Raw genomic sequence first — 17,655 nt, 5'->3', positions numbered from 1 at the left:
GATGAATATGCCTGCAAAAAACGCGGCCCCGACCAATACTCAGGCGCCTGGCAAAACCGCCATTTCCGCGCTGTGGCGCCCGGCGCTGATCCAGGCGTTCGTCAAACTGGACCCGCGCCAGTTGCAACGCTCACCGGTGATGCTGGTGGTTGAGCTGACCGCGATCCTCACGACCGTGCTGTGCTTTGTGCCTGATACCGCCGTGCCCACGTTTGTCGCCGTACAAATCGCCGTGTGGCTGTGGTTCACCGTGCTGTTCGCCAACTTCGCCGAAGCCTTGGCGGAAGGCCGCGGCAAGGCCCGCGCCGACAGCCTCAAGGCCGGCAGCGAGGGCCTCAGTGCACGGCGCAAGGAGGCCGACGGCAGTTTCAAGGTGGTGCCGGCCACCAGCCTGCGCAAAGGCGATGTGGTGCGTGTTGCCGCTGGGGAGATGATCCCCGGTGACGGCGAGGTCATCGAAGGCATCGCGGCGGTCAACGAAGCGGCGATCACCGGCGAGTCCGCCCCGGTAATCCGCGAGTCCGGCGGTGACCGTTCGGCCGTCACCGGCAATACACGCCTGGTCTCGGACTGGCTGCTGATCCGCATCACCGCCAACCCGGGCGAGTCGACCCTGGACCGCATGATCGCGTTGGTGGAAGGCGCCAAACGCCAGAAAACCCCCAACGAAGTTGCGCTGGATATTCTGCTGATCGGTCTGACGCTGATCTTTTTGTTGGTGGTCGTCACCCTGCAGCCGTTCGCCCACTTCGCCAATGGCAGCTTGCCGCTGGTGTTCCTGGTCGCACTGCTGGTGACGCTGATTCCGACGACCATTGGCGGCTTGTTGTCGGCCATCGGCATCGCCGGCATGGACCGCCTGGTGCGCCTCAATGTGATCGCCAAGTCCGGCCGGGCGGTGGAAGCGGCGGGGGACGTGCATGTGCTGCTGCTGGACAAAACCGGCACCATCACCTTTGGTAACCGTCGCTGTGCGGCGGTGGTGGCGGCGCCTGGCGTCAGCGCTCGCGAAGTGGCCGAAGGCGCGCTCTTTGCGTCCCTGGCGGACGACACGGCGGAAGGTAAATCCATCGTCGAGTACCTGCGCGCCTTGCATCCCCAGGCTGAGCCATCCGTCGATGAACTGACGGCCGTGCCGTTCAGCGCTGAAACCCGGTTGTCCGGTGTCGATTACCAGGGCCGTGTGTTCCGTAAGGGCGCGGTGGATTCGCTGCTGGCATTCATAGGCCAGCAGCGCAGTGAGCTGCCACCGGCGTTGTCGCGGGAAATCGACAAAATCGCCCAAAGCGGCGGCACGCCGTTGCTGGTCTGCGCCGATGGCAAACTGCTCGGTGCGATCCACCTGAAGGACGTGGTCAAGCCCGGCATCCGCGAACGTTTCGCCGAGCTGCGCAAACTGGGCATCCGCACCGTGATGGTGACCGGCGACAACCCCTTGACCGCCGCCGCGATTGCCGCAGAAGCAGGCGTGGATGACGTACTGGCCGAAGCCACCCCAGAGAAAAAACTCGCGCGTATTCGCCATGAGCAGAACGACGGTCGCCTGGTCGCCATGTGCGGTGACGGCGCCAACGACGCGCCGGCGCTGGCCCAGGCCGACGTGGGCATGGCGATGAACGATGGCACCCAGGCCGCCCGCGAAGCCGCCAACATGGTCGACCTCGACAGCGATCCCACCAAGCTCTTGGATGTGGTGCAGATCGGCAAGGAGTTGCTGGTGACCCGTGGCGCGCTGACCACGTTTTCCATCGCTAACGACGTGGCCAAATACTTCGCGATCCTGCCGGCGCTGTTTGCCGCGATCTACCCGCAGTTGGGCGTGCTCAACGTGATGCATCTGCAGAGCCCGCAAAGCGCGATCCTTTCGGCCATCGTGTTCAACGCGCTGATCATCGTGGTGCTGATTCCCCTGGCGCTGCGTGGCGTGCGGGTGCAGGCGGCGAGTGCGGCGGCGTTGCTGCGGCGCAACCTGCTGATCTACGGCCTGGGCGGGCTGCTGGTGCCGTTCGTGGGCATCAAGGCCATCGACATGCTGTTGACCGCGTTGCACCTGGTGTAACCCGAACGGTGCTTATGTGGCGAGGGAGCACACTCGCTCGCCACAGGGTTTCTCGACTCAATTGAGGATTTGAATATGTCCAACATCATCCGTCCGGCCCTGAGCCTGCTGGTGCTCATGACCCTGGTCACCGGCGTCGCCTACCCTCTGGTGGTGACCGGCGTCGCTCAGGTCGCTTTTCCCGACCAGGCCAATGGCAGCCTGGTGCGCGATGCCAGTGGCAAAGTGCGCGGCTCCAGCCTGATCGCCCAGGACTTTAGCGGTGACAGCTGGTTCCACCCGCGTCCTTCGGCCGGCGCCTTTGCGACGGTTTCCAGCAGTGCCAGTAACCTCGGCCCGAGCAACCCGGCGCTGGCCACCCGCGTGTTCGACGACGCCAACAAACAGCAGGTGCCCGGCCAGGGCCCGGTGCCTTTAGCCTCGCTGACTACCTCCGGCAGCGGTCTTGATCCACACTTGCCACCCGAGGCGATTGCCTATCAACTGGCGCGGGTGGCGGCGGCGCGGAATCTGCCGGTGTCGACCTTGCAACGGCTGTTGGATGAGCACACCGAAAGCCCGTTGGTGGGCCCGCCGGTGGTGAATGTACTGGCACTGAACATGGCCCTGGAAAAACTCTGAACCCTTGTGGGAGGGGCGGTGCGACGATTCGACTCGCTCCCACATTTTGATCGTGATTGAACTGACGATATCAACACCTGAAGGAACCCCACGCATGAGCGACTCCGGCCGCGCCGACGCCCTGTTAGCCGACTTACCCCGCAACGGCCGTGGCCGGCTCAAGGTCTTCCTCGGCGCCGCGCCCGGCGTGGGCAAGACCTACGCCATGCTTCGAGGCCGCCCACACTCAACTGCGCCAGGGCGTGAAGCTGATCGCCGGCGTCGTCGAAACCCACGGCCGCGCCGAGACCGAGGCCCTGCTCAGCGGTCTGCCGCAGCAACCGTTGCTGCGCAGCGAGTACCGTGGCGTGATGCTCGAAGAAATGGATCTCGACGGCCTGCTCGCCGCCAAGCCCAAGCTGGTACTGGTGGATGAACTGGCCCACAGCAATGCTCCCGGCAGCCGCCATGAAAAGCGCTGGCAAGACATTCAGGAACTGCTCGCCGCCGGTATCAACGTGTTCACCACGGTCAACGTTCAGCATCTGGAAAGCCTCAACGATCAGGTGCGTGGCATCACCGGCGTGCAAGTGCGTGAAACCTTGCCCGACTGGGTGCTGCAAGAGGCCGATGAACTGCTGCTGATCGATCTGCCTTCGCGCGAGCTGCTGGAGCGCCTGCGTGATGGCAAGGTGTATGTGCCGGAACAGGCGCGTGCCGCCATCGACGCGTTTTTCACCCAGACCAACCTGATGGCCTTGCGCGAGCTGGCGATGCAGACCGCCGCGGCCCATGTCGACGACGACTTGGCCCAGGGTTATCGCCAACTTGGCCAGGCCGCCCCGGCTGTGCGCGGCCGTTTACTGGTGGGCGTGGATGGCGACGCGCAGGCCGAACGCCTGGTGCGGCATGCCAGTCGTGTGGCGCAGCGTCGGCACCTGCCGTGGAGCCTGGTGCATATCGATAACGGCCGTGCGCGGGATGAGCAGTCGCGCCTGCGCTTGCAAAACGCTCAGCAACTGGCCGAGCGCCTGGGTGGGGAGGTGGTGTTGCTACGGGCGGGGGAGGTGGCCAAGACGCTTATCCAGCACGCCCTCGAACGTCGCGCCAGTCTGTTGTTGGTGGGGCAGTCGCGAATGCGTTGGCATCGTCGCCTGTTTGGTGGCGGCCTGGCGTCGCGCCTGCTGCGCAATGCCCGAAGCCTGGAAATCAACGTGCTCGACAGCGACGACACGCCGGCACCGCCACGCTTGCCGGAGGTGCGTGGACTGGTGTGGTTCGATTACGCCCTGGCGGTGGTTGCCACCGTCGTGGCCGCCGCGATGGCGTGGGCGGTGTCCAGTGTGTTGCCGCTGCCGAATATCTCGCTGGTGTTTCTCGCCGCCGTGCTGCTGGTCGCGGTGCGCAGCAGCCTGGGACCGTCCCTGGTGTGTGCGGCGTTGTCATTTCTCACGTACGATTTTCTGTTTATTCCGCCGAATTTTTCCTTCGCCATCCAGCGCGAAGAAGATGTGCTGACCCTGCTGTTTTTCCTGCTGATGGCGGCGCTCACCGGCAACCTCGCCGCCCGCCAGCGCCGACAACTGCAAGCCTTGCGAGACACACAGGAAGAAACCAGCGAACTGCTCGACCTGTCGCGCAAACTCACCGCCGCCACCGATCGTCAGGCGGTGGTCAGCGCGGCGGCCCATCACCTGGAGGGCTGGAGCGACCTGGACCTGTGCCTGCTCAATCGCGATGGTCAGGGTGGCTGGAAGATCGAGACGGGCGGCCCGCTGACCCTCAGCGAATCTGAACGCGCTGCCGCCGACTGGGCCTGGCAGCATGATCAACCCGCTGGCATGGGCACTGGCACCTTGCCGTTTGGGCGCTGGTGGTGGTGGCCGTTGTCGGGTGAAGAAGGCCCGTTGGGCTTGCTCGGTGTCAGCGCCAAACCAGGGCTGGAGCTGAGCGGCCAACGTCGGCGTTTGCTCACGGCCTTGAGCCAGCCGCTGGCTCAGGCGCTGGCCCGGGCTCAATTGGCGCAGGAACTGGAGTCCGCGCGCTTGCACGGCGAAACCGAGCAGCTGCGCAGCGCCTTGCTCGCCTCTGTGTCCCATGATTTACGCACGCCGTTGACGTCCATGCGCGGCAGCATCGACAGCCTGCTGGCGCTGGGGGAGGCCATCCCCTTGGAGGATCGCCGCGAGTTGCTCGAAGGCACCCGCGACGAGGCCGAGCGCCTCGACCGCTATATCCAGAACTTGCTGGACATGACCCGCCTGGGGCACGGCGCGCTGAAGCTGGCGCGCGATTGGGTGTCGCCCGGCGATATCGTCGGCAGCGCCCTCGGCCGCTTGCGAGCGGTGCTGGCGCCGTTGCAGGTGAGCACCGACGTGCCGCCCGAGTTGCCGTTGTTGTACGTGCATGCGGCGCTGATCGAGCAGGCCCTGGTGAATGTGCTGGAAAACGCCGCGCGTTTTTCGCCGCCCCAGGGCCGTTTGAAATTGAGCGCGGGGGCGTTGGATAACCAGCTGTTTTTCGCCGTGGCCGATGAGGGGCCTGGGATTCCCGAGGACGAGCGCGTGAAGATTTTCGATATGTTCTACACCGCTGCGCGCGGCGATCGAGGCGGGCAGGGCACGGGCCTGGGCCTGGCGATTTGCCAGGGCATGGTCGGCGCACACGGTGGGCACATCAGCGTGGCCGATGGCATCGAAGGGCGCGGTACCTGCATCACGCTGTTCCTGCCGTTACCGACACAGCCTGGCCTGGAGCGCGACTCGTGAGCTACCCTCTTTGCACCTCGTATTTTGATTGGACACCATGAGCCAGACCGCGACGATTTTGGTCATTGATGACGAACCGCAGATCCGCAAATTCTTGCGCATCAGCCTGGCCTCCCAGGGCTACAAAGTGATCGAGGCCGGTACCGGTAACGAAGGCCTGGCCCAGGCAGCATTGAACAAACCGGACCTGCTGGTGCTCGACCTCGGGCTGCCGGACATGGACGGCCAGCAGGTGCTACGTGAGTTTCGCGAATGGTCGACGGTGCCGGTGCTGGTATTGTCGGTGCGCGCCAGCGAAGGGCAGAAAGTCGAAGCCCTCGACGGTGGCGCCAACGATTACGTGACCAAACCGTTTGGCATCCAGGAGTTCCTCGCTCGGGTGCGCGCATTGCTGCGCCAGGCGCCAGCGGGGGAGGCGCAGGAAGCGGCGTTGAATTTTGGCCCGTTGACGGTGGACCTGGCCTATCGCCGCGTGTTGCTGGACGGTGCCGAAGTGGCGCTGACCCGCAAGGAATATGCAGTGCTGGCGCAGCTGGCGCGGCATGCGGGACGGGTGATTACGCAGCAGCAACTGCTCAAGGATATCTGGGGCCCTACCCATACCGAAGACAGCCACTACTTGCGTATCGTGGTGGGCCATCTACGCCAGAAGCTGGCGGATGACCCCACTCAGCCACGGTTTATCGTGACCGAGGCGGGGGTGGGGTATCGGTTGCTCAGTGCTTGAGCCTGATGCATTTCGTTGTCTGAACCGCCGCTATCGCGTTCAAGGCTGCTCACTCTCATATCGATCCAATGTGTCACTGGCAATCTCCCGCCCCAGGGCGATCAATTCCGGCGCCTTGTAGAACTCGAAGAACCGGCACACCCGCTTCGGCACGTTGATCAACACATCGGGCGGGTAGCCCGCGATCTTGTACTGGGCCAGCGACGTTTGCATCACTTCGAAACTCTGGTTGATCAGGTCCAGCAGCGACGCCGGCCCCACGTTGTCGATGATGAACGACCCGGTGGCCGACTTCGGCGCGCCGGGTTTTTCCGGCGCGGCGGCGGGTTGCTGGGATTCGGGTTCGGCCGATTCCAGCCACGGGTTGATCTCGGCGGCCTGGGCGTGCAGGGCTTCCTGCTCGAGTTTCATCAACTGCTCGGCTTGCTTGCGACGAAACGGCAGGTGCGAACCCAATGACTTGGCCAGGCTGTTAAAGCGACTCTTGAACGCGGGCGGGCGTTGGATCACCGGCAACTGGTAGTGCTTCTGGTTAGTGGCGTTGAGGTTGACCGCAATGATCAAGTCGCAGTGGCTCGACACCACCGGCACGATCGGCAACGGGTTGAGCAGGCCGCCGTCCACCAGCATGCGGTTGCCCTGCATTACCGGGGTGAACAGGCTGGGGATCGCCGCCGAAGCGCGCATGGCCTGATGCAGGCAGCCTTCCTGGAACCAGATCTCCTGCTGGTTGGTGAGGTCGGTGGCCACGGCAGTGTAGGGAATGCGCAGCTCTTCGATATTGATATCGCCGACGATCTTGCGGATCTGCCCGAAGACTTTCTCGCCGCGAATTGCGCCCAGGCGAAAACTCACATCCACCAGGCGCAGTACGTCCAGGTAATCGAGGCTTTCAATCCAGCGGCGGTATTCATCCAGCTTGCCGGCGGCGTAAATCCCGCCTACCACGGCGCCCATGGAACAACCGGCGATACAGGCGATGTCGTAGCCACGCCGTTCGATCTCTTCGATCACTCCGATATGGGCGTAGCCCCGGGCGCCGCCGGAGCCCAGCACCAAGGCAACACGTTTCTTCATGGTCCATGTCCTTTATCGGCAGGTGCCCACAATGCACCTATTGAGGGGGCGGCTTCAATCTTCGCTGAGCTGCGCAATATTTTTCCAGAAAAACCACTAGGCTCGGGTATGCTCTGGCAATAGGTACTACCGATTTCAGGCTATGGACAAGGCACTTTTTGTCGTAGGTAACGTCTACACGCTACGACTGTTTTTCTATTTTTGAGGTGTCATCGATGAAAGCCTGGATGTGTGTGCCTGTGATCATGCTGGCCCTGGCCGGTTGTGCCGGGAAGACTGCCTACCGCGACAGCTGCGGCTCGCAACTGGACGCCGCCTGGAAAGAGCTCGATCTGGCCAAGGCAGAAGGGTTTGCCGGCACCGTCAGTTACTCCAAGGCTTTATCCCTGTTGACGGGCGCCAAGACCCAGCAACAGTTTGAAGCGTTTGAAGGTTGCTCCAACAAGGCTGAGAAGGCGCGGTTCTATATCCGTGAGTCGCGCGCCGGGCGTTGAGGTATAGCAAGTAGGATTTTTCATCGGAAAGTGAGGGCAGGATGTCAGCGTTGGTCGATCAGTTAGTCGCTCAGGTCATTGGCCTGGAAGTAGGGTTACTGAGCTGCCAGGCTCGCCTTGCTGCCGTCACCGACGATGAAGCCTTGCATGATTTGCGCACCACCGTGCGGCGCCTGCGCAGCCTGTTGCGCCCCTTGCGTGGGTTGCCAGGCGTCGAACAGCTTGAAATGGCCGCCGCCGCGGTCGGCCAATTGACCACGCCGCTGCGTGACCGTGAAGTGTTGGCGGCCTATCTGCATCAGCATGGTCATCACGCAGCGGCGGATCGGCGCTTGCGCCTGCAACCCGATGCGTATCGCCAGGTGGCGCAAAGTGCTCAACTTGCGCATTTGCTGCTGATCCTGGATGCCTTCCCGCGTTTTATTCGCGCCTCAGAACATCAGAAACTCCTCAAGGGCTTGCGTTCGCGCGTCGAGAAACGTCTGGCCAAGCAATGGCAGGCACTCGACGAGGCCCTGAAGGATCCCGACCATGATCGCCACCGCCTGCGCTTGTTGATCAAGCGTGTGCGCTACGCTGCCGAGGCCTATCCCGAACTGGACAGATTGCCTGCCAACGCCATGTCGCGCCTGAAGAAAGCCCAGGCAGCCCTGGGCGATTGGCACGACTGCTGGCAGTGGCTGGCCCAGGCCGAACAGCAAGCCGACCTGCAACCCTGCGTGGCGATATGGCATAAAACCATGGTCAAGGCCGAAGGGCAGGCGGATCGTGTGCTGGACAAACTCAGCGCCGAATGTTTCTGAATCGGTCCGGCTTTTGGCCGGAATGAGCGCTGTACCTCGCCGGCCCGATGGTTAAGATCCCCCATCTGTTCTTTTGACGTGAGGTCGCCATGCGCTTCAGTGATTTGCTCGACGCCGCCCGTAGCAACCCGTTGGATGTGACCATCCCCGCCGAATGGGCCCAGGGGCGCGCGACCTTTGGTGGCCTGGTCGCCGCTTTGCAATATGAAGCATTGCGCGCCCAGGTGCCTGCCGATCGTCCATTGCGCTCGCTGGCCATTACCTTCGTGGGCCCGGTGGCAGCGGATGTGTCCGCCAGTTACCAGGTCGAAGTGCTGCGCGAAGGCAAGGCGGTCAGCCAATTGCTTGGGCGCGTGGTGCAAAACGGTGAAATTGCCACCTTGGTACAGGCCAGTTTCGGCGCGTCCCGGCAGTCAGAGATCGACGTGGCAAGCGAAGCGCCTCCGACATTCAAACATTGGGACGAGTGCCAGGAACTGCCCTATATCAAGGGCGTAACCCCTGAATTCATGCGGCATATGGCAATGCGTTGGAGTGTCGGCGGGCTGCCATTTACCGGCAATAAATCCCGCGATATGGGCGGCTGGGTACGCTTGCGTGGCGATGTAAAAGAAGAGCCGCTGAGCGAAGCGCACATCCTGGCCTTGGTCGACGCCTGGCCTCCGGCCTTGCTCCCGCACCTGAAGAAACCGGCGCCGGGCAGCACGTTGACTTGGACCATCGAATTCATCCAGCCGCTGCAAGAGCTGACGACGCTCGACTGGTGCCAATACCACGTCAATATCGAACACGCCCGCGACGGCTACGGCCATGCCGCCGCCGCGCTGTGGAGCCCAACCGGCGAGTTGATCGCCCTCAGCCGCCAGACCGTGGTGGTCTTCGCCTGAACCTCAATGCCGATGGCGTTGCCGCCAGGCGCGCCACCAGCCACCGCTTAACACAAAGCGCGGGAACGTCACGAACTGCTCGACCACCAGGCGCTGCACCGCATCCTTACGATCACTGAACGGCTCACTGGCCTCGGCTTCCAAGCCATGGCCATGACGCTGCAAGGCCAGGCCGGCCAAGATGCCAACGATGCCGACGGCAAAACTGACCAGGCTCAGGCTGAACACCCCCGACACGATCAGCAGAAAACCGATGATGAACAGCGGCACGGCAATCAGATGCAACGCCAGGTTGGTCGGGTGCTGGTGGTTCCGGGGGTAGTTACGCCATTGCCAGGCGGGGAGATTGGGATGACGTTTGCCCATGATGGTGAATCCTCTGTCCGTTGAAATGGCTTGGATGGAGTCTAGGTGGGAGAGGGCGGGGCGGCGAATTGGGGTTGGCTATGGGAGGCATAGAAAAAGCAAAGTCCGTAAGCTATAAAAGCTAATAACCAGCGGAATCTGGATCGCAGATATAAACGGAAGGTCCGCACAGAGAAACGTATTTGGCTTTTAATTCGATTGTAGATGTACCGGATTTAGCGTGGATTGCATAATGATCTTCAAGCTTGGTTATTTTCATTCTCAGAGGTTCGCGAGTAGGGATATTTTCGATTTTTACATCGCTTACCCCTCCGAAATCCAAGCCTATCCTGCAAGTGTTATATCCTTCTTTGATCCATTTTTCTGGTGGGGCGTCCGGTAACTCTTTGATGTCAAAACCCATTCCGATATTGGGTCTGTCATTATCGATGGTTAGTGAGTAGAGGGTGATTTCTCCAATTTCCACGGGGAAAGTAAATACTTTATTGAAAAAGATCGTGTCGTTTAACTCGTTCCAGTGCTTCATTTTTTTATCCTTGAAGTAGTAATGGGTTTTGGCTTCATCTAGTTTGCCAGTTCGAGGTCTTTCTTTCGGTCGAAGATTGAAATGCGCGGTTTGATTTCCTTTACCGTCGGGATCTGAGTATTTGTGTCCGGCTCCGTGATCTTGAATCAAGACTGGAAAGCGGTCACCACGAGTGAATAGGTATTCCCGAGTCATTATCGGTTTGCCGTGTTCGTCCAAAACTTCATTTTTTTGTCTGTCTCTCATCGTGACCATTGAGTATTGCCTGGTTTTCCCCAATCTAGGATCAAACACCGGCTCCGGATGTTGTGTTCTCGGTATTCCGGCATCGGACTTTGCTTGCTTAAACGCCCCGTTCCTAGAAACTTCCGGTGCAGTTAGTTCCGCTTGTTTTTCACATTCGGCGCTTTTTCTGCCTGTTGCTGGACAATTTGCATTTAGCCCTAGCGGGTCAATCCATCCAGTCGGGTTGGGCACGTACTGGTAGGCGTTGATCCCACCCGCCAGCTTCACCGGATCCGGCGTCAGGTAACGACCAACATCCGGATTGTAGTAGCGATGGCGGTTGTAGTGCAGCCCGCTTTCTGGGTCGAAGTATTGGCCTTGGAAGCGCAGCGGGTTGTCGATTTTTCCGATGTCGAGTCGGCTGATTTGGCCGTAGGCGCGGTAGTGGGCGGACCAGACGATTTCTCCGTCTGGAGCGGTGAGTTCCTGGGGCGTGCCGAGGTGGTCGAGTTGGTAGTGGTAGGGCTTGGTTTCTTTGGGACCAAACCCTTCCAGTAAGGCCAACGGACGGAAGCTGTCCGGTTCGTAGAGGTAGCTGCGATGCCGATCCGCATGGTGCTCGGCGATCAGCTTTTCGCCTTGCCAGAAAAACTCGGTCGTTATGCCATCAACGGTTTTGCTGATGCGCCGCCCAAACGGGTCGTAGCGGTAACTCGCGGTCTGGCCGTTGGGTTGTGTAATACCGATCAAGCGATGCTGGCAGTCGTAGCGGTACTCGGTAACGAGTTGATGGCCTTTGCCACGCCGTTCACGGATCAGGTTGCCGAAGGCGTCGTAGTCATAGTGCCGGTCGCCCTGGATCATCAACCGATTGCCGGCGACGATGTCCGGGCCGGGGCGGTCGTGCATCAGTAGATTGCCCGCTGGGGTGTGGCCGAAGCGTTCGTGCAGGTCTTGCGAATGGTCGGCGCGGGTGAGGCGGGCTAGCGGGTCGTAGCGGTAGTGGTGTTCGCCCTTGCGGGTGTCGTTCAGGCGGGTGAGGTTGCCGGATTTGTCGTAATCGTAATGGCGTTGGTAGAGGTGGTTTTCCTGTTGGGTGACGGTGTGGGCGTGCAGGCGGTGTTGGTCGTCGTAGTGGTAGTGGCTGAGGAGTTGGCCTTGTTGGCGCTGGTGTTCCTGGCCGGATTTGAAGAGATGCGAGGTCAGTAATGCGCCGTTGAGTTGGACGGTAGCGAGGTCGCCGCCTTTACCGTGGCTAAAAACCAGGCGGTTGTTGTCTGGCAGGCGTAAATGTTGAAGCTGACCGCAGGCGTCATAGCCATAGCGCAAGGTGCCCCAACCCTGATGTTCACCGGTGAGGCGATTTTGGGCGTCGTACTCGTAGACCAGCGCCCAGTGGCCGTCGTCGACGCTGAGGAGGTTGCCCTGGCGGTCGTAGGCGTAATCGACCATGTTGCCGTCGGGTAGGGTTTTTCGTACGAGGCGGCCTGCGTGGTCGCGTTCGTAACAAGTCACTAACTGACTGCCATTGTCGCCGTGTTCGGTTTTTTCCTGCAGGTTGCCGTTGAGGTCGTAGATATAGGCGGTGCGTTGACCGTCAAAGCCGATTTCCTGCCGGATCAGGCCGTTGGGGTGGTAATCCAATCGGTAGATTTCGCCGACTTCGTTTTCGATTTCGGTCAGCAGCAGTCGAGCGTTGTCGTAGCGGTATTTGACCTGGCTGCCATCGGCGTTGAGGCGGCGGCTGATCAGGTGCAGGCCGTTGGCGTATTCGTAGCGGGTGACGTGGCCGAGTTCGTCGCGTTCGGCGGTGATTTTTCCGTAGGGGTTGTAGCTGTATTCTCGCGTGGCGCTGTCTGGCAACACGATGCGAATCAACCGGCCGACGCTGTCCCACTGATACCCGGTCAGCCCGCCTTGTTCATCCTCGCGGGCAATCTGGCGGCCCAGATCATCGTAGCGATAGCGCTTGGCGCCGCCATTGGGCAGTTGCTCTTCAATGAGCTGGCCGCGTTCGTTCCACACCAGCCGATGACAACTGTGGTCGGGATACCAAACGCCCGTTAGTTGCCCGTACTTGTTGTAGCTGTAGTCCGTCACCTCACCATCGGGATCGGTCCTACGCGTCACGTCGCCCTGGTCGTTACGCTCGTATTTCCAGACCGCCTCACCACGCCGCACCACCCGTACGAAGCCGTTGTCATGCTCGTAGGACGTCGGTTCATCATCTCCCGGAAACAACGCCACCAAGCGTCCGGTATCGTCGTACTGATACGCCGTCACCGCCCCGAGCGGATCCTGCTCGACTGTCAGTCGACCCTTGTCATCGTAGGATTTGAAGTGCTGGGCGCCGTCCGGATCAATGCGCTGCACCAGCCGTGCGCGGTCATCGTGGACATACACTTCCTGACTGCCATCGGCGTTATGCACGACCACGCGGCCGTTGTCCTCCCAGACATACCGCGTATCCATCTGCGAAAAACTGGCCCAGTGCCGGACACACCGCGCCGCCTTGCCAGAGCGTTCCCATTCCCAGAAGAAACTCGCCCCGCCGGCCAAGCCCCGCTCCAGAATGACGTGCTGCTCGTCGTACCGATAAACCTCGCTTTCGCCGACGGCGTTGGTCGCCGAAACCAGTCGTCCGGCGTCGTCATAGGCGTAGGAAACAACGTTCTGTTCCGTGATCCATTCGTAAGGCTCGTACCCCTTGGCCCGCTGAACCTGGTAATCCACCGCCACCATGCGGCCCAGCTCATAGCGCAAACACAGCGAGCGACCCACGCCGTTATCCAGCCGTGCAATACGCCCCAACACATCCCGCGAAATCCGCAGGCGGTTGTCATACGCATCGCTGATCGAGACCAGCACACCGTCGCGAAAGTGATAAAACCGCGAGGCCTGGGCCAGCACTAACTCATCCGGCGAAGCCCCCAAATAGATCGCCGCTTCAGCCAGGCTGTTGGTGATCGCCGGTCGCGCCTCGGTCGGCAGTGGAAACTCAGTCGACCGGTTTTCATGGTCGGTCCACACCACCGAATCGCCCGAAACAGAAAGCCGCTGCGCCAGCGAATGACTCCAGCCAAACCCCAGCCCAACATCCACTTCCACCGCGCTGGTGCGGTACAAACGGGTCCACTCAAACGGCAATATCCCGTCCAAAACACCATCGGTGAGGGTGAGCAATTCCTCCCCAGTGACCATCGACACCGGGCAGCCATTGGTCGCTGTTTTGTCCGCCGAAGTCGCCGCGTCACCCTTGGGATTCGTAGCCACGACCGGCACATCATCGACAGACTCCTGCCGAACCAATACCGTCCGCTGGGACTTGTTACGAACCAACGGAACAGGGTTCGAGACCACCTGATCCCCAGCCTTCAACGGCGCAACCGGAATCGTCTTGATCGGCGTTGGCGCACTGCCCAGCAGCAATGGTTTAGCCGTCTCGACATGCAGTTCCAATCTCGGCCCCACAAGGTGCTTGGCGAGCAACTCCAACAACCCTCGCACCCGTACGGACTTGATGGAACTCAGCGTTTGGGCGCCCAAGCGCAGTGCCACGCCGGTGCCCGCCGTCGCCCAAATCAGCAGCAGATTGATCAACACCTCACCGGTGATTTCTCCGAGTACTTCGTACATCTCAGGCGGCGGCAACAGGCGTATCCAACTGACCATCGCTGTCAGGTAGATGAAGAGCAGCGGCTCATCACTAAGCACCAGCAAACCGTTGGCAATCGCGTCGCTGCCGAGCGCCAGCAGCGCATCGAGTTCAGCCTGGGAGATGTACGCCAACAGCTTCTCGCTGTTGGCCTTGAGATCCGCCAGCAGTTCATACACCTGCGTAACGTTGTCCCATAGGTTGTAGAGCGCCTGAGCCAAACCGCTGGAAAACGCCATGCCCTGCATCGCGCTGCGTTGCAACGATGTAGCGTTGGCAAACTCGTCCCACTGGGGTTTGAAGGTCTTGGCCCATTCATCACGCAGGCGCGTTTCCAGCTCCGCGATCACCGACTGATAAGACGCATACAGCGCCTTGACGTGATCCTTGGAAACGTTGGGATAAAAGGTGATCTGGTATTTCTGGTCGCGGGTACATTCCTGGATTTCAAGAATGCCGCTGGGGCCGATGGTTCGATGGATGGACGGTCCCGTCGGGCTGCCATCCTGGTCAATGGCCTGCAGCACTACCGGCGTGTTGCCGATAGGCACCGACCGTGTGCTTTCGAACATGTGCAGCAGGGTGAGCGAGCCCTGGGCATCGCACTTGGCGACGACAGCGCTGGGCTCTCTGGAAGAAACCGGCGCGATCAATGCAACCTCTTCGCCGACTTTGAAAACCTGCTCCACCTCAAGCGCCGAGCCACTCCAGACGCTTTCGGCCCAGTCGTCAAAGGTGTTGAGACATGCCCGCAAATCACGCAAGACGCCTTCAACGTCCGGCGCCTTGGCATCCATGGGGGCCAGGACCAGGCTGGCAATGACCGGAATCAAGAGGCAGCCCCACTGAGCAGGGCATTAACGGGTAGGTACATCGGCGGTCCCTCGCACTGAATGATCAGGCGAGAGACTTTGGAGAGGTTCGTCAGGTAAAGAAGTCGGCGCTATTCGCCAGGACGGTTAGGAGGTTTCGCCAAAACGGCGGGTAAATGCAGGGCCGATCGTAGGAGTCGGATTACAGGCTGGTCGGTCCTACAGTTTTAGCTGGCCAATCGCCTTGCTCAACTCACCCGCCAGGGTGGCCAGCTCCTGGCTGGTGGTGGCCGAGTCCACGGTTTGCCGCACCGTGTTCTCAGTCACATCGCGGATGCTCACCACCGCGCGGTTCATCTCTTCGGCCACATGGCTTTGTTGTTCGGCGGCGACGGCGATCTGGGTGTTGCTCTCGCGCATCTGCGCCACGGCACCGGTGATTTCGGCGAGAGCGGCGCCGGCTTCCTGAGCCTGCTGCACGCAATCGTCGGCCTTGAACGAGCTTTCCTGCATGAAGTCCACGGCGTCGCGGGTGCCGGCTTGCAGCGCCGAGACCATGTGAGTGATTTCATCGGTGGAGCTTTGTACGCGTTTGGCGAGGTTGCGTACTTCGTCGGCGACCACGGCAAAGCCACGGCCCATTTCCCCGGCGCGAGCGGCCTCGATGGCGGCGTTGAGGGCCAGCAGGTTGGTCTGTTCGGCGATGCTGTGGATCACACTGACCACGCCATTGATTTTCTGGCTGTCTTCGGCCAGTTTCTGGATCATTTCGGCGGTCTGTTGCACGCCGCTGGACAGGCCCGCGATAGAGTGTTGCACGCGGGTTACTACGGCCTGGCCGCTGCCGGCGAGGGTGTCGGCGGTCTGGGATAAATCGCGGGTGGCGCCGGCATGCTGGGCGATGTGGTGGACGGTAGTGGTCATCTCGTTGATGGCAGTGGCGGCCTGGTCGGTTTCGCTTTGCTGGCCGAGCATGCCGTGTTGCACCTCGTTCATGCTGCCGGCCAGGCGTGCGGCGCCCTCGTCCAGTTGCCGGGCGGTGCGCGCCACAGTGTTGACGACCCGCTGGTAACCGGCCTGCATGGCATTGAATGCGCTGGCCATCTGGCCGACTTCGTCCTTGCAGGCCAACGGCACGCGGGCCGACAGGTCGCCGGTTTTCTCCACGTGTAGCATCACGTCCTTGAGGGTGTTGAGTTGGCTGAGCAGGAAGCGGATCAGCAACTGCGAAGCGCCGAGCATGGCGAGCATCAGGATGAGGACCGCCACCGCATAGTTGGCGAAGCGTTCGCCGAAGACCTGGCTCAGGCTGGGGGCGTGAGCAAGCACGGCGATATATTGCCCGTCAGGACGGGCGACCACTTCAGCGCCCAGCAGCGGGTTTTCACCGAACAGCGGCATAGGGTTGAGTTCGACCCAGCCGGTGCTGCTGCTCAGGGCGGACAGATCCAGGTCGCCAAGCTGTGGGACTTGGCCGCGTGCAAAAGCCAGCCAATGCTCGCCCTTGGGCAACGGTTTGTCGGCCGGCCAGGCGCCGAGCAGTTGCCCTTGGGCCTGCGCCGAGGCCTGGGACGCTGTGCTGCGCGCTTGTTGTTCGAGCTGCACGGCGTACAGGACCAGCAGCAGGGTGGTGATAAAGGCGACCGCGTTCACGGCCCAGAATTTGTACTTCAGCGAGATATTGCTAAGCCAGGCACCCATGGAAGGTTTTCTCTGATAGCGGAAACAGCATTGGCAAGGTGCCATTATTGTGCCGCTACTCAGAAATCCGGTTTTGACATGGGTCAATGCGCCGCATCAATCCACGCTAGGCAACCCAAAAAACGCCCGGGAGCAGGCGGTGCTGTGGCGGGCCAGGTCTTCCATGCTTTCGTTACGGTGCAGGGCGACTTCGCGCAGTACTTCGGTCAGGTAGGCCGGTTCGTTGCGGCCGTTCTTTGGTTTGGGTCGCAGGGTGCGCGGCAGCAGGTAGGGCGCATCGCTCTCCAGCATCAGGCGGCCGCGGGGAATTTCCCTGACCAGTGGATGTAGGTGCGTCCCACGGCGCTCGTCGCAGATCCAGCCGGTGATGCCGATGTGCAAGTCGAGGTCGAGATAGCCGAACAACGCCTGCTGTTCGCCGGTGAAGCAATGCACCACGGCTGCGCTGAGGTGGTCGCGGTAGCCCTTGAGGATGTCCAGCAAGCGCTGGTTGGCGTCGCGCTCGTGAAGAAATACCGGCAGTTTCAGTTCCACGGCCAGGGCCAGGTGTTCTTCGAGGACCTTTTCCTGTTGCGGGCGCGGCGAGAAGTCCCGGTTGAAATCCAGGCCGCATTCGCCCACCGCCCGCACACGGCTTTCGCTGAGCAAACCGCGCAAGCGTTGGGCGCTGTCATCATTCCAGTCACTGGCGCAATGGGGGTGGATGCCGGCGGTGCTGAACAGGCGTTGGCCGCTTTCATCGAGGTTTACGCACAGCTCCAAAGCCTGTTCGCTGCCGTCGACGCTGGTGCCGGTGAGCACCAACTGGTGCACGCCGGCGGCATAGGCGCGGTCGAGAACGGCCTGGTGCTTGTCGTCGAAACTGGGGTTGGTCAGGTTGACGCCGATATCAATGAGTTGCATGGTGCTATCTCCGCCTGCGGCCGGAAAGCATATCAGAGCTGTAGATTTATAA

11 protein-coding genes and 1 pseudogene are annotated in these 17,655 nt (G+C 61.2%); 7 read left to right on the top strand and 5 right to left on the bottom strand.

The genetic code is table 11. The features are described 5' to 3' along the window. The first annotated feature begins 1 nt into the window (after position 1). From kdpB to AB4O23_RS24320, 4 genes and pseudogenes are all read left to right on the top strand, one after another. On the top strand, positions 2 to 2,059 hold the full coding sequence (kdpB, locus tag AB4O23_RS24335; protein WP_460060959.1) for a potassium-transporting ATPase subunit KdpB: 2,058 nt from the start codon (positions 2 to 4) through the stop codon (positions 2,057 to 2,059). Positions 2,060 to 2,134: 75 nt separating this feature from the next. Beyond that, the gene (gene kdpC, locus AB4O23_RS24330) at positions 2,135 to 2,680 is read left to right on the top strand and encodes a potassium-transporting ATPase subunit KdpC (protein ID WP_065876995.1); all 546 of its coding nucleotides are present in this window, start codon (positions 2,135 to 2,137) and stop codon (positions 2,678 to 2,680) included. A gap of 94 nt (positions 2,681 to 2,774) precedes the next feature. Further along, positions 2,775 to 5,427 (top strand): annotated as a pseudogene (locus tag AB4O23_RS24325) (DUF4118 domain-containing protein). A gap of 37 nt (positions 5,428 to 5,464) precedes the next feature. Further along, positions 5,465 to 6,154 (top strand): response regulator, encoded by a 690-nt coding sequence (locus AB4O23_RS24320; protein WP_017526576.1) that lies wholly within the window; start codon positions 5,465 to 5,467, stop codon positions 6,152 to 6,154. Between the two features lie 39 nt (positions 6,155 to 6,193). Here the strand turns inward: AB4O23_RS24320 and AB4O23_RS24315 are convergent, their stop codons facing one another. Then, positions 6,194 to 7,231: a patatin-like phospholipase family protein gene (locus AB4O23_RS24315; RefSeq protein ID WP_017526575.1), complete on the bottom strand. Its 1,038-nt coding sequence runs from the start codon at positions 7,229 to 7,231 to the stop codon at positions 6,194 to 6,196. A gap of 215 nt (positions 7,232 to 7,446) precedes the next feature. Here AB4O23_RS24315 and AB4O23_RS24310 point away from each other — a divergent pair, with 215 nt between their 5' ends. From AB4O23_RS24310 to AB4O23_RS24300, 3 genes are all read left to right on the top strand, one after another. Then, positions 7,447 to 7,725: a hypothetical protein gene (locus tag AB4O23_RS24310; protein ID WP_003172685.1), complete on the top strand. Its 279-nt coding sequence runs from the start codon at positions 7,447 to 7,449 to the stop codon at positions 7,723 to 7,725. Between the two features lie 41 nt (positions 7,726 to 7,766). Further along, complete coding sequence (locus AB4O23_RS24305; protein WP_065876993.1) at positions 7,767 to 8,528, top strand: CHAD domain-containing protein; 762 nt, start codon at positions 7,767 to 7,769, stop codon at positions 8,526 to 8,528. Between the two features lie 89 nt (positions 8,529 to 8,617). Further along, a complete protein-coding gene (locus AB4O23_RS24300) occupies positions 8,618 to 9,415 on the top strand; it encodes an acyl-CoA thioesterase (protein ID WP_460060949.1) in 798 nt (265 codons plus the stop codon). 3 nt (positions 9,416 to 9,418) lie between these two features. Here AB4O23_RS24300 and AB4O23_RS24295 read toward each other — a convergent pair whose 3' ends face one another. The 4 genes from AB4O23_RS24295 to AB4O23_RS24280 all read right to left on the bottom strand — a co-directional run bounded on the left by AB4O23_RS24295 (position 9,419) and on the right by AB4O23_RS24280 (position 17,603). Continuing rightward, positions 9,419 to 9,781 carry a DUF962 domain-containing protein gene (locus AB4O23_RS24295; protein WP_460060947.1) on the bottom strand — a complete coding sequence of 121 codons (363 nt, stop codon included), beginning with the start codon at positions 9,779 to 9,781 and terminating at the stop codon, positions 9,419 to 9,421. A gap of 121 nt (positions 9,782 to 9,902) precedes the next feature. After that, complete coding sequence (locus AB4O23_RS24290) at positions 9,903 to 15,020, bottom strand: RHS repeat-associated core domain-containing protein (RefSeq protein WP_460150285.1); 5,118 nt, start codon at positions 15,018 to 15,020, stop codon at positions 9,903 to 9,905. A 198-nt stretch (positions 15,021 to 15,218) separates the two neighbouring features. Beyond that, positions 15,219 to 16,700: a methyl-accepting chemotaxis protein gene (locus tag AB4O23_RS24285; protein ID WP_068937870.1), complete on the bottom strand. Its 1,482-nt coding sequence runs from the start codon at positions 16,698 to 16,700 to the stop codon at positions 15,219 to 15,221. A 96-nt stretch (positions 16,701 to 16,796) separates the two neighbouring features. Beyond that, on the bottom strand, positions 16,797 to 17,603 hold the full coding sequence (locus AB4O23_RS24280) for a TatD family hydrolase (RefSeq protein WP_017529403.1): 807 nt from the start codon (positions 17,601 to 17,603) through the stop codon (positions 16,797 to 16,799). Positions 17,604 to 17,655: the final 52 nt, after the last annotated feature.

Source organism: Pseudomonas sp. H2_A10 (genome assembly GCF_054680085.1).
The sequence above is the reverse complement of the archived record's forward strand: the minus strand, read 5'-3'. Positions and strand labels throughout refer to the sequence as shown.

Excerpts from the sequence above, each read along its gene's own strand:
- AB4O23_RS24285 (WP_068937870.1), bottom strand. The coding sequence starts at position 16,700 with ATGGGTGCCTGGCTTAGCAATATCTCGCTGAAGTACAAATTCTGGGCC.
- AB4O23_RS24310 (WP_003172685.1), top strand. The coding sequence starts at position 7,447 with ATGAAAGCCTGGATGTGTGTGCCTGTGATCATGCTGGCCCTGGCCGGT.
- AB4O23_RS24315 (WP_017526575.1), bottom strand. The coding sequence starts at position 7,231 with ATGAAGAAACGTGTTGCCTTGGTGCTGGGCTCCGGCGGCGCCCGGGGC.
- AB4O23_RS24280 (WP_017529403.1), bottom strand. The coding sequence starts at position 17,603 with ATGCAACTCATTGATATCGGCGTCAACCTGACCAACCCCAGTTTCGAC.
- kdpC (WP_065876995.1), top strand. The coding sequence starts at position 2,135 with ATGTCCAACATCATCCGTCCGGCCCTGAGCCTGCTGGTGCTCATGACC.
- AB4O23_RS24295 (WP_460060947.1), bottom strand. The coding sequence starts at position 9,781 with ATGGGCAAACGTCATCCCAATCTCCCCGCCTGGCAATGGCGTAACTAC.
- AB4O23_RS24300 (WP_460060949.1), top strand. The coding sequence starts at position 8,618 with ATGCGCTTCAGTGATTTGCTCGACGCCGCCCGTAGCAACCCGTTGGAT.
- AB4O23_RS24305 (WP_065876993.1), top strand. The coding sequence starts at position 7,767 with ATGTCAGCGTTGGTCGATCAGTTAGTCGCTCAGGTCATTGGCCTGGAA.
- AB4O23_RS24320 (WP_017526576.1), top strand. The coding sequence starts at position 5,465 with ATGAGCCAGACCGCGACGATTTTGGTCATTGATGACGAACCGCAGATC.
- kdpB (WP_460060959.1), top strand. The coding sequence starts at position 2 with ATGAATATGCCTGCAAAAAACGCGGCCCCGACCAATACTCAGGCGCCT.